The sequence below is a fragment of the Inquilinus sp. genome (assembly GCF_039594555.1).
Lineage (GTDB): Bacteria > Pseudomonadota > Alphaproteobacteria > DSM-16000 > Inquilinaceae > Inquilinus.
In genome coordinates this window covers 1-15,594 of sequence record NZ_JBCNNF010000144.1, presented here as the reverse complement: position 1 = coordinate 15,594, position 15,594 = coordinate 1, and the positions used below count along the sequence as shown (strand labels likewise).

Annotated in this window: 14 protein-coding genes; 5 read left to right on the top strand and 9 right to left on the bottom strand. The window is 69.0% G+C overall.

Features of this window, described 5'->3' with window-relative positions; all coding sequences use genetic code 11:
• Positions 1–238: 238 nt before the first annotated feature.
• Positions 239–3,478: an error-prone DNA polymerase gene (locus ABDW35_RS16920; protein WP_343715056.1), complete on the top strand. Its 3,240-nt coding sequence runs from the start codon at positions 239–241 to the stop codon at positions 3,476–3,478.
• Positions 3,479–3,697: 219 nt separating this feature from the next.
• On the opposite strand, the gene ABDW35_RS16915 is transcribed toward ABDW35_RS16920, so the two are convergent.
• Together ABDW35_RS16915 and ABDW35_RS16910 are read right to left on the bottom strand one after the other, a co-directional pair.
• Positions 3,698–4,189 (bottom strand): Lrp/AsnC family transcriptional regulator, encoded by a 492-nt coding sequence (locus ABDW35_RS16915; RefSeq protein ID WP_343715055.1) that lies wholly within the window; start codon positions 4,187–4,189, stop codon positions 3,698–3,700.
• A 178-nt stretch (positions 4,190–4,367) separates the two neighbouring features.
• A complete protein-coding gene (locus ABDW35_RS16910; protein ID WP_343715054.1) occupies positions 4,368–5,090 on the bottom strand; it encodes a haloacid dehalogenase type II in 723 nt (240 codons plus the stop codon).
• Positions 5,091–5,355: 265 nt separating this feature from the next.
• On the opposite strand from ABDW35_RS16910, the gene ABDW35_RS16905 reads away from it, so the two are divergent.
• Together ABDW35_RS16905 and ABDW35_RS16900 are read left to right on the top strand one after the other, a co-directional pair.
• On the top strand, positions 5,356–6,606 hold the full coding sequence (locus tag ABDW35_RS16905; protein ID WP_343715053.1) for an aromatic ring-hydroxylating dioxygenase subunit alpha: 1,251 nt from the start codon (positions 5,356–5,358) through the stop codon (positions 6,604–6,606).
• 7 nt (positions 6,607–6,613) lie between these two features.
• Positions 6,614–7,687: a hybrid-cluster NAD(P)-dependent oxidoreductase gene (locus ABDW35_RS16900; RefSeq protein WP_343715052.1), complete on the top strand. Its 1,074-nt coding sequence runs from the start codon at positions 6,614–6,616 to the stop codon at positions 7,685–7,687.
• Here ABDW35_RS16900 and ABDW35_RS16895 read toward each other — a convergent pair.
• The 7 genes from ABDW35_RS16895 to ABDW35_RS16865 form a co-directional block, all read right to left on the bottom strand.
• Positions 7,684–8,274, bottom strand: coding sequence for a hypothetical protein (locus ABDW35_RS16895; RefSeq protein ID WP_343715051.1), 591 nt, complete (start codon positions 8,272–8,274; stop codon positions 7,684–7,686). The two genes, ABDW35_RS16900 and ABDW35_RS16895, sit on opposite strands and share 4 nt — an antisense overlap.
• Positions 8,229–8,999 (bottom strand): NAD(P)H-dependent oxidoreductase, encoded by a 771-nt coding sequence (locus ABDW35_RS16890; protein ID WP_343715050.1) that lies wholly within the window; start codon positions 8,997–8,999, stop codon positions 8,229–8,231. The genes ABDW35_RS16895 and ABDW35_RS16890 overlap by 46 nt, the downstream gene beginning before the upstream one ends.
• Positions 9,000–9,256: 257 nt before the next feature.
• Positions 9,257–10,663 carry an FAD-binding oxidoreductase gene (locus ABDW35_RS16885; protein WP_343715049.1) on the bottom strand — a complete coding sequence of 469 codons (1,407 nt, stop codon included), beginning with the start codon at positions 10,661–10,663 and terminating at the stop codon, positions 9,257–9,259.
• A complete protein-coding gene (locus ABDW35_RS16880) occupies positions 10,660–11,991 on the bottom strand; it encodes a cytosine deaminase (RefSeq protein WP_343715048.1) in 1,332 nt (443 codons plus the stop codon). The genes ABDW35_RS16885 and ABDW35_RS16880 overlap by 4 nt, the downstream gene beginning before the upstream one ends.
• A 2-nt stretch (positions 11,992–11,993) precedes the next feature.
• Entirely contained in the window at positions 11,994–12,851 is an 858-nt protein-coding gene (locus ABDW35_RS16875) for an ABC transporter permease (protein WP_343715047.1), read from the bottom strand.
• On the bottom strand, positions 12,848–13,639 hold the full coding sequence (locus tag ABDW35_RS16870; RefSeq protein WP_343715046.1) for an ABC transporter ATP-binding protein: 792 nt from the start codon (positions 13,637–13,639) through the stop codon (positions 12,848–12,850). The genes ABDW35_RS16875 and ABDW35_RS16870 overlap by 4 nt, the downstream gene beginning before the upstream one ends.
• Before the next feature lie 16 nt (positions 13,640–13,655).
• On the bottom strand, positions 13,656–14,678 hold the full coding sequence (locus tag ABDW35_RS16865) for an ABC transporter substrate-binding protein (RefSeq protein WP_343715045.1): 1,023 nt from the start codon (positions 14,676–14,678) through the stop codon (positions 13,656–13,658).
• Positions 14,679–14,960: 282 nt separating this feature from the next.
• On the opposite strand from ABDW35_RS16865, the gene ABDW35_RS16860 reads away from it, so the two are divergent.
• Together ABDW35_RS16860 and ABDW35_RS16855 are read left to right on the top strand one after the other, a co-directional pair.
• Positions 14,961–15,353, top strand: a complete 393-nt coding sequence (locus ABDW35_RS16860; protein WP_343715044.1) for a RidA family protein — start codon at positions 14,961–14,963, stop codon at positions 15,351–15,353.
• Positions 15,354–15,366: 13 nt separating this feature from the next.
• Positions 15,367–15,594, top strand: a 228-nt coding sequence (locus ABDW35_RS16855) for a creatininase family protein (protein WP_343715043.1), incomplete at its 3' end; no start/stop codon positions are given.

Sequence of the window (15,594 nt, the reverse complement as noted above, 5' to 3'; positions counted from 1 at the left end):
AGTCCCCCCTCCCCTTGCGGGAGGGGGGTAGGGGGAGGGGGTTCTCTCGGCTCGAGCCGGCCCAGACTGTCGCAAACCGGCACGGACGGCGAGTTCGGTGTCCTGCCCATTCGCGCGCGGACGCGCCCAGACCCCTCCCCCTGCCCCCCTCCCGCAAGGGGAGGGGGGACTTTAAAAAGCTCACTCCAAAGATCTGTGAATCTGGCAGGGCTGTACGCTGGCGGAAGGCGGCCCTGCCATGACCGCCTACGCCGAACTCCAGGTCACCACCAACTTCTCCTTCCTGCGCGGCGGATCGCACCCGGAGGAGCTGGTGGAGACGGCGATCCTGCTGGGCCTGTCGGCCATCGCCGTGACCGACCGCAACTCGCTGGCCGGAATCGTGCGCGGCCATGTCATCGCCAACCGCGACCAGGACCGGCAGCCCGCCTGCCGAATCCCTTACATCGTCGGCTGTCGGCTGGACCTGGCCGATGCCCCAAGCCTGCTGTGCTATCCGACCGACCGCACCGCCTATGGCCGGCTGTGCCGGCTGCTGACCATCGGCAACCGGCGGGCCAAGAAAGGCCAGTGCGACCTCAGTTTCGCCGATCTGCCGCCCTGGCTGGAGGGGCAGATCCTGGTGGCACTGCCGCCCGACCGGATCGACGACGCCTTCGCCGACCACCTGGCCCGGCTGCGGTCCGAGGTGCCGAAGCGTCTGTTCCTGGCCGCCAGCCATCGCTACCGCGGCGACGATGCCCGCCGCCTGGCCGACCTGGCCGAGCTGGCGCGGCGGGCGCGGGTGCCGCTGGTCGCCACCAACGACGTGCTGTACCACGTGCCGGAGCGGCGGCGGCTGCAGGACGTGGTCACCTGCATCCGCGAGCACTGCACCATCGACGAGGCCGGCTGGCGGCTGGAGGCCAATGCTGAGCGGCACCTGAAGCGGCCGGACGAGATGGCGCGGCTGTTCCGCGACCATCCCGACGCGCTGGAGCGGACGGTCGAGATCGCCGAGCGCTGCCGCTTCAGCCTGGACGAGCTGGGCTACGAATACCCCGAGGAGATCACACCGGACGGCATCCCGGCGCAGGAGCGGCTGGAGCAGCTGACCCGCGAGGGCGCGGCCCGGCGCTATCCCGGCGGCGTGCCCGAGAAGGTGCAGGCCCAGATCGACCGCGAGCTGGAGCTGATCGGCCGGCGCGACTACGCCCCCTTCTTCCTGACCGTGGCCGACATCGTCGCCTATGCCAGCCAGAAGGAGATCGGCATCCTGAACCAGGGCCGCGGCTCGGCGGCGAACAGCGTCGTCTGCTACTGCCTCGGCATCACGGCCATCGACCCGGTGCAGATGGACCTGCTGTTCGAGCGCTTCGTCAGCGAGGAGCGGCACGAGCCGCCCGACATCGATGTCGATTTCGAGCATGAACGGCGCGAGGAGGTGATCCGGCACATCTACGAGAAGTTCGGCCGCCACCGCACGGCCCTGACCGCGACCGTGATCTGCTATCGCACCCGGGCCGCGGTGCGCGACGTCGGCAAGGCGATGGGGCTGTCGGAGGACATGATCAGCGCCCTGTCCGGCTCGGTCTGGGGCTGGAGCATGACCGGGCTGGACGAGGGGCAGGTGCGCGAGGCCGGGCTGGACCCGGCCGATCCCCGGCTGCGCCTGGCGCTGGAGCTCTCGGTCGAGCTGATGGGCTTTCCCCGCCATCTCAGCCAGCACACCGGCGGTTTCGTCTTCGCCCGAAGGCGGCTGGACGAGATGGTGCCGATCGAGAATGCGGCGATGGACGACCGCACCGTCATCTGCTGGGACAAGGATGACCTCGACGCCGTCGGCATGCTCAAGGTCGACGTGCTGGCGCTGGGCATGCTCACCGCGCTGAAGCGCTGCTTCGACCTGATGAACAAACATTATCCGGAGCGGTATCCGGAGCCGCTGGCCCTCGGCATGACGCCCCGCGAGGACCCCGAGGTCTACGAGATGCTGAGCCGCGCCGATTCGATCGGCGTGTTCCAGGTCGAATCCCGGGCCCAGCAGTCGATGCTGCCGCGGCTGAAGCCGAAGAAGTTCTACGACCTGGTGATCGAGGTCGCGATCGTCCGGCCGGGCCCGATCCAGGGCGACATGGTGCATCCCTATCTGCGCCGCCGCGACGGCATTGAGCCGGTGACCTATCCCAAGCCGGAGATCCGCAGCGTCCTGGAAAAGACGCTCGGTGTCCCGCTGTTCCAGGAGCAGGGGATGAAGCTGGCCAGCGTCGCCGCCGGCTTCTCGCCCAGCGAATCCGACCGGCTGCGCCGCGCCATGGCCACCTTCCGCAACGAGGGCACGATCCACCGTTACGAGACCCGCTTCATCGAAGGCATGGTCGCCAACGGCTATGAGCGCGACTTCGCCGAGCGCTGCTTCAACCAGATCAAGGGCTTCGGCAGCTACGGCTTCCCCGAGGCGCATGCCGCCTCCTTCGCCCTGCTGGTCTATGAGAGCGCCTGGGTGAAGCACCATCATCCCGAGGTGTTCTGCTGCGCCCTGATCAACTCCCAGCCGATGGGCTTCTACGCCCCGGCCCAGCTCATCCGCGACGCCCGCGAGCACGGCGTGGAGGTGCGCCCGGTCGACGTCAACCGCAGCGACTGGGACTGCACGCTGGAGCCCACCGGCGGCCGGGACCACGCCGTGCGCCTGGGCCTGCGGCTGGTCAAGGGGCTGAGCAAGGACGAGGGCGAGGAGATCGTGAAGGCACGCGGCACCGGGTATACTTCACCCGCCGATCTGGCCCGCCGCGCCGGCGTCTCGTCCCGCGCCCTGAACCGGCTGGCCGAGGCCGCCGCCTTCGGCTCGATGGGGCTCGACCGGCAGCAGGGGCTATGGGCCGTGGCCGGAGTGGAGGGCGAGGCCCTGCCGCTGTTCGCCGCCCGCCCGGCCCAGCTGGCGCTGTTCGAGGAGGCGGCGGCCGAGCTGCCGCCCTTGCCGCCGGGGCTGGAGGTGCTGGAGGACTACGCCACCACCGGCCTGTCGCTGACGAGGCATCCCCTGGCGCTGCTCCGCCCGGCGCTCGCCGGGCTCGGCATCGTCCCGGCGCGCAGCCTGCGCGATGAGGAGACCCGCGACGGCGCCCGCATCCGCGTCGCCGGCATCGTGCTGTTCCGGCAGCGGCCGCAGACCTCCAACGGCACCATCTTCGTCACCGTCGAGGATGAGAGCGGCGCCGCCAACATCGTGGTCTGGTCGCATGTGTCGGAGCAGTACCGCCGCGCCGTCTATGCCGGCCGCCTGCTGGCCTGCGAGGGCCGGGTGCAGAAGGTCGGCGAGGGCGAGCACCAGGTGATCCATGTGGTGGCCGAGCGCTTCGTCGACTGGACCGACCAGCTGCCGGTGCTGGCCCGCGGCACCGACCAGGTGGTCCTGGACCCCGAAGCCCAACGCCGCCCCCGCGCCGCATCCGGCCGCGGCCACCGGGTGACGCTGAGGAGCCGGGACTTCAAGTGATCCCGGCGAGTTCGTGATCAGATTCAGTCCTCTCCTGCAAAAGAATCGTCATTGCGAGGAGGCGAAGCCGACGAAGCAATCCATGCCGCCCGCTCGTGCTGCCCCATGGATTGCTTCGCTGCGCTCGCAATGACGGTGTTGGGTTTCTGAAAACACCGCAAACGGGAGAAGCCATGCGCCTTCACATCCTCGGCGTGAGCCGGGCGCGGACCGCGAAAGTCACTCCCCCCGCAGCAGGGTCTGCAGCGGGGCGGCCTGGCGCAGGATCGGCGACTTGATGACGATGTAGCTGAAGTACTTCTCGATGCCGAGCCGCCGGTCCAGCAGCGCCTCCATCACCTGCTGGTAATGGGCGATGCTGCGGGCCAGGAAGCGCAGCAGATAGTCGTAGCCGCCGCTGACCATGTGGCACTCCAACAGCTCCTCCACCGTGGTCAGGCCGGCCTCGAAGCGGATGAAATCCTCGCGCCGGTGGTCGCTCAGCGTCACCTCGGTGAACACGGTCACGGTCTCGGTCAGCTTCGCCAAAGCGATGCGGGCGCCGTAGCCCGTGATGTAGCCCGCCGCCTCCAGCCGCTTCACGCGCTGCAGGCAGGGGCTGGGCGACAGGCCGACCGCATCGGCCAGCGCGGCGTTGGTGATCCGCCCGTCGGCCTGCAGCCGGGCCAGGATAGCGATGTCGATCCGGTCCAGCTTCGGCGCGCCCGCCATCCTCATCCTCATCCGATCCGTCGCGGCGATGACTGGTGCCGGCGGCCTGAATTATGACCCGTCATCGCGAGCCCTGCAGGGGCGTGGCGATCCAGCGGCACCGGCCCCTGGATCGCCACGTCGCTTCGCTCCTCGCGATGACGAGGAAGGGGCGGTGAGTCAACCACAGAGTCGGAGGCTAACCGCGCAGCGCCTCCTGGTGAGCTTTTGCCAGTTCCGCCATGCTGGTGAAGCGAAAATCGACCTTGGGCTCGGTCGCCGGCTTCATGGTGGCGCCGAAGCCGCCCTCGGCATGGCGGCGGTGGATCCAGCAGGTCGCCAGCCCCGCCGCCGTCGCCGGCTCGTGGTCGTGGAACAGGCTCTCCGCCGTGTGCAGCACCTCGCCCTTGGCGATGCCCATGCCGCCCAGCTTCTCCAGCATGTAGTCGAAGTTGCGGGCCGACGGCTTGTAGCTGCCGATGTCCTCGGCGGTGAAGACGGCGTCGAACTCGACCTGCAGCCGCACGTTGCTCAGGGCGAAGCTGGTGTTGTCGACATTCGAGAGGATCGCCAGCTTGTAGTACTTCTTCAGGTACTGCAGCGCGCCGGCGGTGTCGGCGAAGGCCGGCCAGTCCTTGATCGACCGGCCATAGGCCAGTGCCTCCTCCCAGCTCGCCGCCACGCCCCATTCCTCGGCCAAGCGCTTGTAGACGATCGCCAGCAGCTCGCTGTAGCGCCGTGCCGGGGTCCAGCGCTGCTGCGCCGATTCATGCCGGGCATGGGCCTCCAGGATCCGGTCGCGGGTCAGCGGCGCCTTGGCGCGGGCGGTCAGCGGCGCCAGGGCGTTGACCATGCCGGTCTCCCAGTCGATCAGCGTGCCGTAGCAGTCGAAGGTCAGGATCTTGAAGTCGGTCAGCTTCATGGCGGGTCTCCGGTGTCGATGCGCCGATGATGCGCCGGCCGCGCCGGCAGGGGCTGCGCAATGCGGCCGGGGCGCGGCAGAGACTGGCGTGGTGTGGCCGTTGCGCAGCAGAAAATGCCGAGCCGATCGCAGGGCCGCGCCCGTGTCGCGGTTGCGTCATGGCGTGTCGGCTGCGGAGCGGGTGAGGCCCCCGAGTCGCGCCATGGTCTGGGGCGGATGACGATGGACGACGGTCCCGTCCGGAGCCGGCAGGAGAGTGGTGGAGATGGAAGCGCGTTCGGCCATGTCGATGGATCTGATGTCCCGGGCGCCGGGCTTCAGCCTGAAGCGGGATTTCTACACCAGCCCCGCCTATCACGCGCTGGACCTGGAGCACATCTTCTACAAGGAGTGGCTGTTCATCGGCCATGCCTGCGAGGTGACGCGGCCGGGCGACTTCCTGACCGTGCAGATCGGCGAGTATCCGGTGATCGTGGTGCGCGGCCGCGACCGCGCCATCCGTGCCTTCCACAATGTCTGCCGCCACCGCGGCTCGCGCCTGTGCACCGACGAGCGCGGCTCGCGCCCGCGGCTGGTCTGCCCCTATCACCAGTGGACCTACGACCTCGAGGGCAAGCTGATCTTCGCCCGCGACATGATGGACGACATCGACCCGGCGCAGTTCGGGCTGAAGCCGGTGGCCTGCCAGGAGGTCGGCGGCTGGATCTTCCTGTCGCTGGCCGAGCAGCCGCGCGATTTCGAGCCGCTGCGCCGGATGGTCGAGCCCTACATGGCGCCGCATCTCCTGTCCGAGGCCAAGGTCGCCCACAGCTCGACCATCATCGAGCGCGGCAACTGGAAGCTGGTGATGGAGAACAACCGCGAATGCTATCATTGCTCCGGCAACCATCCGGAGCTGTGCCGCGTCTTCTCCGACCAGCCGACCCTGACCAGCGGCCAGGAAGGGATGGAGGAGAACCCGCAGATCCTGGAGCATTGGCAGAGCTGCGAGGCGATCGGCCTGCCCAGCCGCTACCAGATCTCGGACGACATGCAGTACCGGGTGATGCGTGTGCCGTTCATCAACAACGCCCATTCGATGACGATGAGCGGCCAACCGGCGGTGAACCGGCTGCTGGCCGATTTCCCGACCACGCGGCTCGGCTCGATGCTGCTGTACCACTACCCGAACAGCTGGAACCACCTGCTGGCCGACCATGCGCTGAGCTTCCGTATCCTGCCGATCAGCCCGACCGAGACCGAGGTCACCACCAAATGGCTGGTGCACAAGGATGCGGTCGAGGGCGTCGACTACGACCTCAGGGCGCTGACCGAGGTGTGGACCGCGACCAATGACGAGGACCGCCGCATCGTCGAGGAGAACCAGCGCGGCATCCTGTCCCCGGCCTATGTGCCCGGCCCCTATTCGAAGCTGCATGAAGGCGCGGTGATCCAGTTCGTCGACTGGTATGCCGACGCCATGTCCCGCCGGCTCGGCGGCGGCACCGCCGCCAGCCCGATCCGCGACGTGGCCTGAGGCCGCCATGCCCGGCCCGCTGACCGCCACGCCGAAGCTGTGGAACGCCAAGACGGCGCGGCTGCGCTGCATCGGCATCCGCGAGGAGGCGCCGGATGTCCGCACCTTCCGCTTCGAGGCGGAGGACGGCAGCTGGTTCTCCTACCGCCCCGGCCAGTTCGTGACGCTGGAGCTGCCGGTGGGGCCGGAGCCGGTGCTGCGCACCTACACACTGGCCTCCACCCCGTCGCGGCCGCACCACGCCAAGATCACCGCCAAGGTGCAGCCGGGCAGCGTCGCCACCCGCTGGCTGTTCGACAAGCTCAGGGTCGGCGATGCGCTGACGGCGCACGGCCCCACCGGCCGCTTCTCGCTGCTCGACCACCTGGGCGAGCGCTACCTGTTCCTGTCGGCCGGCAGCGGCGCCACGCCGATGATGTCGATGGCGCGCTGGCTGTTCGACACCGCGCCGCAGACCGACGTGGTCTATGTCCATTTCGCCCGGCGGCCGCAGGACCTGCTGTTCCGGTCCGAGCTGGGCTATATGGCCGAAGTCGCCTCCGGCCTCCGGCTGCGCTTCGTCGTCACCGGCGCGCCGGCGGGCGACGGCTGGTCCAGCGGCCGGCTCGAACACGCTTTGCTCTCCGCCCTGTGCCCGGACGTGGCCGGGCGCACGGTGTTCTGCTGCGGCCCGGACCGGTTCATGGACGCGGCGCGGCAGGTGGCCAGCGAGCTCGGCGTGCCTTCCGCGCGCTGGCATGAGGAGAGCTTCGGCGCCACCCCGGCTCCGGTGCCCGTCGCCTCCCCGATCACGCCGCCGGTCGAACCGGCGGGCGAGGGCATGCAGGTGGCCTTCACCCGCTCCGGCCGCAAGGCCGCGGTGCTGCCGGGCCAGACGGTGCTGGAGGCGGCGGAGGGCTGCGGCCTGCGCATCCCCACCGCCTGCCGCCAGGGCCTGTGCGGCACCTGCCTGGTGCGCAAGCTGAAGGGCGAGGTGCGGATGGATCACATGGGCGGCATCGCCGACGAGGAGATCGCCGAAGGCTGGATCCTGGCCTGCTGCTCCCAGCCCGAGACGGTACTGGTCGAGGTGGAGGTTTAATTGGTCACCGTCCGGCTGCCGGTGAGATAGCGGATCCGGTCGCGGAGGCCGATCTCCACCTCCTGCAGGGCGGATAGGTTATCGGCCTGCGCCGTCGTCATCCACGCCAGCGTGTCGTTGGGCGTGATCCGGCGGCCGTCCAGGATGATGTCGACCAGCCGGCTCTCATAGTCGGACGTCCCCGGCACCTCCCGGAACGTGCATTCGGACAGCCCCACGGGAACGATGCCGGGCCGTTTGAGCCGGCCGGAATACTGGATGAAGGCGTGGACCTCCCGGTGCGGCCTCTGGTTCTTGTAATCCGCCTGGATCTGCTCGACGAGAGTTGCGTAGGTGGCCTTCAGCTTCTTCACGCTCGGATCGATGCCGGCGATCGCCACCGACGGATCGAGGTCCGATGGCTGGCCGACCACCGCATCACGAATGTCCATGGAAGACGGCTGCAAAAGCTGCAGCCGGGTGATGTCGACGCAGACTCGCGCATAGATCTCGTTGGTCAGCTTCCGGTCGGGAATCATGAAGAGCGCCGCGGCGCCGGCAATCAGGACGACGGCGATGATGGCGCCGGCGGCAAGTGCGAATCGCATTTGGTCCTATCCATCAAGGCTCCGTCGCCAGCCTCGCGATCTCGCAATCGATCAGCCTGCCGGCACCGGGTACATGATCCGGAACATATATGGAACATCGATAGCACCAACCCGAAGCCAGGACAAGATCCCTCGACGGGGCTCCGCAGCGTCACAGCCGCCCCGACCACCCGCGCCAGGAAGGCGTCGCGGTCGGCGTCGGTGGCGCGGTTCATGCCGTAGAGGGCGAGGTAGCGCACCGGCGCCCAAGGGCGGATCAGGCCGCGCAGCCAGCGCTGCACCAGCTTGCGCGGCGGATCGCCCATCAGCAGCGACGCCCAGCGCGTGCCGCCATAGGAGACGACCGCGGTCAGGGACCGGATGTGCTGCAGGTTCGGATACGCCCGGCCGTCGCGCATGACGAAGGACACGCCGGGCAGCATCACCCGGTCGAACCAGCCCTTCAGGATCGCCGGGAAGCCGAAATTCCACACCGGCGCCATGATCACCAGCGCCTCGGCCCGCAGCAGCCGGTCGACCTGGGATTCGACCGGTCGGCAGTTGATGGAGAGGTCGTGATAGTGCAGCCGCTCCTCCCGGCTCAGCACCGGTTCGAAGCCCTCGGCGTAGAGGTCGCAATCGTCGACCTCGTGCCCGGCCCGGCGCAGCGCGTCGACCATCGCCCGGTGCAGCGCGGCGTGGAAACTGGTCTCGACCGGATGCGCGAACAGCACCAGGACGCGCATGGGTCAGGTCCCGCCGCAAGCGCTGCGACATTCACGCGCCGCCTCTCTTGAGTCCCCCCTCCCCTTGCGGGAGGGGGGTAGGGGGAGGGGGTTCTCTCGGATCGAGCCAACCCAGGCTGTCACAAACTGGCATGGACCGCGAATTCGGTGCCCCGCCCATTCGCGCGCGGACGCGCGCAGCCCCCTCCCCCTGCCCCCCTCCCGCAAGGGGAGGGGGGACTTAAAGAAATCCATTTCCGAGAGAAAGCGGCCGGTCATCACCCCGTCGCCTGCAGTCCCGGGAACAGGTAGATGCGGCCGGAGTTCAGGTCGTAATCCGGGTCGTCCCAGCCGATCATCTTGCCGGGGTTCAGCAGGCCGCGCGGGTCGGTCTCGCGCTTGAACTCCAGCTGCACCGCGTCGGTGCGCTTCATCCCGCCCTCCTCCAGCGTGTAGCGGTGCGGGTTGAAGATCAGGCAGCCATGGTCCTCATGGATGCGGATGATCTCGTCCAGCCGCTCCTCCGTGGTGAAGCGCACGATCGGCAGGCCGGAGCAGGTGACGTTGCCGTCGAAGCGGATCACCTCGAGATGGCCGGGCAGCTCGTCGCCGAAGATCTTCGTCATCTCCTCGACCAGGCGCAGATGGTCGGGGAAGGGGTACAGCACCTGCAGATAGGTGATGGTCGGGTCGATCTTGATCGCCCTGAGGGTGGTGTGGTTCCAGGTCAGCTCGTACAGCGGCGGCAGGCCGCGCTTCTCCTCGTCGGTCGCGGTGTCGGCGCGGAACAGCACCTCGCCCTTCGACCGCTTCATGAAGGCCTCGAAGCCGCCCATGGCGAAATCGGCCACCATCAGCAGCACCACCGACTGGTCGGGGCGGACGAACTTCCGGTGCTTGAGGAAATACTCGTAGGGTACCGGCGCGGCAACCGGCGCGATCTCCTTCACCAGCAGCCCGTCGGCCCGGCCGATCTCCTCGCCGAAGCGCACCGCGTCCATCCAATCGTCGAAGCCGACGACGACGTCCACCCACTCCGGCGCTGCGGTCAGCGGGATCTCGACCTCGGTGATGATGCCGTTGGTGCCGTAGGCGTGCAGCGCCTTCAAGAGGTCCTCGCCCGTCAGGTCGAGGATGCGCGGCTCCGCCTCCATGGTCACCAGGCGCACCCGCATGACGTTGCCGAGATTGCGCAGCCCGCCCCAGCGGATCGAGCCGACGCCGCCGGAGCCGCCGGCCAGGAAGCCGCCGATCGTCGCCATCCGGTAGGTCGACGGGAACAGCCGCATCTCCTGCCCGACCTTGGCCCGGGTCTGCAGGTCCATCTGGGCCAGCACGGCGCCGGCCTGGGCCGAGACCGCGCCGGGACGGATGGCGGTGACCGCGTTCATCCGCGCCAGATTCAGCACCATGCCGCCGGACAGCGGCATGGCCTGGCCGTAATTGCCGGTGCCGGCGCCGCGCGGCGTCACCGGCATGCCATGGGCATAGGCGGCCTTCAGCGCCTGCACCACCTCGGCCTCCGAGGTCGGGGAGACGACGATGTCGCCGGTGACATGCTCCAGCTGCCGCTTCAGCACCGGCGAGTACCAGAAGAAATCCTGGCTCTTCTGCTTCACCAGTACCGGATCCTCGGTGACCCGCAGTCCCTCCAGGTCGCGCTTCAACGCGGCGAGATCGGTCATGCCTGCTCTCCTTCGGGCGCCAGCAGCGCGTCCAGCTCGCGGTAATCCGGCGGGGTGGTGTCGATCGCCCGGCCGTTCCGGATCACGATCCGGTCGGCCTGCGGTCGGGACAGCAGCTCGGTCCAGGTCCGGGCGCGCAGCAGAACCAGGTCGGCGCCGCTGCCCGCTTCCAGGCGGCCGAATTCGGGGCGGCCCAGCACCGCGGCCGGGGTGGCGGCGACCGCCCGCGGCCAGTCGCCGACCGGGTGGTCGAGATGCAGGATCCGCGTCGCCTGGGCGTAGACCTCGAGCGCGTCGAGATCGCCATAGGCGTAGAACGGGTCGCGGGTGTTGTCGGAGGACACCATCACCGGGATGCCCCGCGCCTTCATCTCGTGCAGCAGCGTCACGCCGCGCCAGCGTGGCGTGACCCCGGCCCGCCGGTCCTGCAGATACATGTTGCACATCGGCAGCGATACGACGGCCAGGCCGGCCTCGGCCACCCGGCCGAGCGTGCGGTCGATCACGTCCTCCGGCTGCCGGGCCAAGGAGCAGCAATGGCCCACCAGCACCCGGCCGCGGAAGCGGTGGCGGATCGCGGCCTCGGCGATCATGGCCAGGGTCCGCACCGCCGCGTCGCCGGTCTCGTCGGCATGGAAGTCGAGGTCGAAACCGTGCTCCGCAGCGTGGCGGAACAGCCGGTCGATCCCGGCCTCGAGCCCCGCCACCGGATAGGTGACGGCGCCGAGGATGCCGCCATGGGCGCGCACGGTGCGGCTGAGGTCGTCGAAATAACCATCCTCCAGCACCCGGTCGATGCCGACCAGGGCCGATCCCTGCAGCTCGATCCGCCCGGCCCATTGGTCGCGCAGCTCGGCGAAGACCGGCCAGGAGACGCGATGCTGCGGCGGGTCGCTGTCGATATGGGTGCGGATCAGCCTGGTGCCGTGGGCGAAGGCGCAGCGCAGGCCGAACTCCATCCGGGCGCGGACATCCGCCTCCGACCAGTGTGCCGCACGGTCGGTGCGCACGCTGGACAGGGCGCCGTCGAAGCTGCCATCCGGGTTCGGCGAGCGCGGCCAGATATGGCCCTTGTCGAGATGGGTGTGCGCCTCGATGAAGGCCGGCCATACCATGCCGCGGTCGAGGTCCAGCGCCGGCAGTTCCTCCGGATCCGGGCTGCCGGCCGGGCGGATCGCGGCCAGCGTGCCGCCATCGATGGTCAGATCGGCCCGGGCCAGCCCGTCGCGGTCCGGCACCAGAGCCACGCCCTCGGCCAGGCAGGCCGGGATGGTGGCGTTGGTCAGGCGGTAGCGCCGGGCCTCCGGCAGCACAGCGAATCCGGCCATGCTCAGTTCTCCCGCCGGATGGCGCTTTCGTGCCAGCGCCGCAGCAGCAGGTGCGACACCAAGCTGGTCAGGGCGAAGATCGCCAGGCCGGTCAGGGTGATCAGGATCAACGCCGCGAACAGCCGCGGCACGTTCAGCCGCCGCCCGGCCTCGAGGATGCGGAAGGCCAGGCCGGACTGGGCGCCGGCCGACCCGGCCGCGAACTCCGCCACCACCGACCCGATCAGCGCCAGCCCGCCGCCGATGCGCAGGCCGGTGGCGAAATAGGGCAAGGACGCCGGGATGCGGAGGTGCAGCAGCGACTGCCAGCGCGACGCGCCGTACAGCTCGAACAGGTTCAACAGGTTGTGGTCGGTGCTCTTCAGCCCTTGCGTCATGTTCGACAGGATCGGGAAGAAGGCGACGATGAAGGCGCAGATCAGCAGCACCGATTCGGTCGACGGCGCGTAGATGATGATCAAGGGCGCGATCGCCACGATCGGCGTCACCTGCAGCACCACGGCATAGGGGTAGAAGGCCAGCTCCAGCCAGCGCGACTGGATGAATAGGATGGCCAGCGCCACGCCGCCGACCAGCGCCGCGGCCAGGGCGGCGAAGGTGATGGTCAGGGTTACGGCGAGGGCGGAGGACAGGATCGGCCAGTCGCCGACCATCGTCGCCGCCACCTCGGTCGGCGCCGGCAGGATGTAGCGCGGCACCTGATAGGCCGTGACGTACCATTGCCACAGCACGATGAAGGCGCCGAAGGCGACCACCGGCACGGCGATCCGCGCCGCCAGCGCCCGCAGGCGGCCGGGGTCGGCCCGCCGGGCTTCGGCGATGGCGGCCTCGTCTTCGGTCTGGATCCCGATCTCGGTCATCGCTGCTCCGCCGCCACCATGATCGCCCGCATCAGTGCATCGGACACGGTCCGGCAATGCTCATTGTAGGGCGTCGACATCCGGTACTCGTTGCCGCGCGGATAGGGGGCGTCGACATCGACCTCCTCGATCACCCGGCCCGGCCGCGCCGCCATCACCACGATGCGGGACGACAGGTAGACGGATTCGAACACCGAATGGGTGACGAAGACGATGGTCCAGTTCTGCCCCTGCCACAACCGCAGCAGGTCGTCGTTCAGCTTGATCCGGGTGATCTCGTCCAGCGCTGCGAAGGGTTCGTCCATCAGCAGCAGCTTCGGCCGGGTGACCAGGGCGCGGGCGATCGACACCCGCATCTTCATGCCGCCCGACAGCTCGCGCGGATAGGCGTCGGCGAAGCGGTCGAGGCCGACCATCGCCAGCGCCTCCATCACCCGGTCGCGCGCCGCGGCGCGGGACAAGCCCTTCAGCCGCAGCGGCAGCCAGACATTCTTGAACACCGTGGCCCAGGGCATCAGCGTCGGCTCCTGGAACACGAAGCCGACCTCGCCCTCGGTCGCGCCGCGGTTACCGTTCGGCCAGCGGATAGCGCCGGCCGAGGGCGCGCCGAGGCCGGCGATCAGCCGCAGCGCCGTCGACTTGCCGCAGCCGGACGGGCCCAGCAGGCTGACGAATTCGCCCTCGCGGATGTCGAGCGACATGGCGGAGAGGGCCAGGGTGCCGCTGGCGAAGCGCTTCGATACGCCGTCCAGCGACACCAGCACCCCGGCGGATCCGGGGATGGTCAACGCGGCCGAATCCACCTCAGCCGCCGGCCAGCTTCTTGTAGATGTCGAGGCCGACGCCCTTGCAGACGAAGCGGGTGGTGAAGGCCTTGTTCACATCCAGCCCGGCGTCCAGCACCCCGGCCTTGACCATGGCGTCGTAGAAGCTCTGGTACCGCGCGGCGGTCATGCAGCCGATGCCCTGGGCCTCGGCCTCGCCGGCGATGACGATATGCGCGGCCTTCAGCTGCTCCCGCCCATAGGCCAGCTGCGCGTCCGTCATCTCCGGATTGTCCTTCTTGATCAGCGCATTGGCCGCGGACGGATCGCCGAAGAGATAGTTGTACCAGCCGATGATCGATGCATCGACGAAGCGCTGCACCAGTTCGGGGTTCTGGTCGACCATCGCCTGCTGCGCCGCGATGGTGGTGGAATAGGCGCCGTAGCCGTTATCGGCCAGCAGGAAGACCTTGGGCTTCCAGCCGGCCTGCGCCTCGATGTCCCGCGGCTCCGAGGTCAGATAGCCCTGCTGGCCGGATTTCGGGTCGGCGATGAAGGGGGCGGGGTTGAAGGTATAGGGCTTGTACTGCTCGTCCCGGAAGCCGGGATAGGCCGATTTCAGCCAGCGATAATAGGTGTCGTAGCCCTCGCCGGACAGGAACAGCGTGTCCAGCTTCGCCAGGTCGCCGATCTTGTCGATCCCCTGGTCGGGATGGGCCATCAGCACCTGCGGGTCCTTCTGGAAGATGGCGGCGACATTGATCACCGGCACCCCTTCCTTGACCGAATCGAAGGCGTCCAGCGTGCCGCCCATGAAGAAGTCGATCTGGCCGGCGACGAGGCGCGCCCGGTTGGCCGCCTGCGGCCCGCCCATGACGATGGTCACGTCCAGCCCGTATTTGGCGTAGGTGCCGTCCGCCACGGCCTGGTAGTAGCCGCCATGCTCGGCCTGGGCCAGCCAGTTGGTGCCGAAGCTGACCTTGTCCGCCGCCGGGGCCGCGCCCGCGGCCAGTCCCGCCGCCAGGCCGAAGGCGAGAGCGAGGACCCGTCCGAAAAGCTGCATGAAGCCGATTCCCTGTGTCGTTTCTTTGCCGCGGCGCCAAGGACGACAGGATGCAACGGCCATGCCATTCCGCCCCTGGTTCCAGGAGCTGCCGCGGCCGGCCGAGGATCCGCGGGATGCTGGTCCCGTCGGGCGCCCGGATGGCGGCGCGCCGCGGCCGACGCCCGTCCTTCCGATGCCCAACAACTGGGCAGCCTAGTCCAGTTTTCCGGCATGCGGCAACCTTGCGCAGGCCCGCTGCCGGCCCTACCGTTTGCTGCCTTTCGCGGGAGACCAATCCTGATGTTGCGCCCGATCACCCCCGCCGGAATCCGGCCGCCCTTCGCCCGCTACAGCCATGCCGTCGAGGTGCCGGCGGGCAGCCGCCTGGTGGTCTGCTCCGGCCAGCTCGGCATCGGCCCGGACGACGCGGTGCCGGACACGGTCGAAGGCCAGGCCGAGCTGTGCTTCGACAACATCCGGGCGATCCTGGCGGCGGCCGGGATGGACCTGTCGCACATCATCCGCATCAACGCCTTCGTCACCGGGCGCGAGCACCTCAAGGGTTACATGGCGGTGCGCGACCGCGTCGTCGCCGACCCGCCCCCGGCCTCGACCCTGATGATCGTCTCCGGCTTCTCGCGGCCGGAGTTCCTGGTCGAGGTCGAGGTCATCGCCGCCGCTCCTGACGCCTGAAAGGACTCCGCTGATGCTGCCGAAGCGCTATTGGCACGAGATGACGACGCTCGACTTCCGCGATGGGGGCGCCGAGGGCTGGATCGCGGTGCAGCCGGTCTGCGCCATCGAGCAGCACGGGCCGCACCTGCCGGTCTACACCGACACCTGCATCGCCGAGGGCATGGTGCGGCGGGTCTTGGAGCTGCTGCCGGCCGACCTGCCGGTGACTTTTCTGCCGACCCAGGCGGTCGGCAAGTCG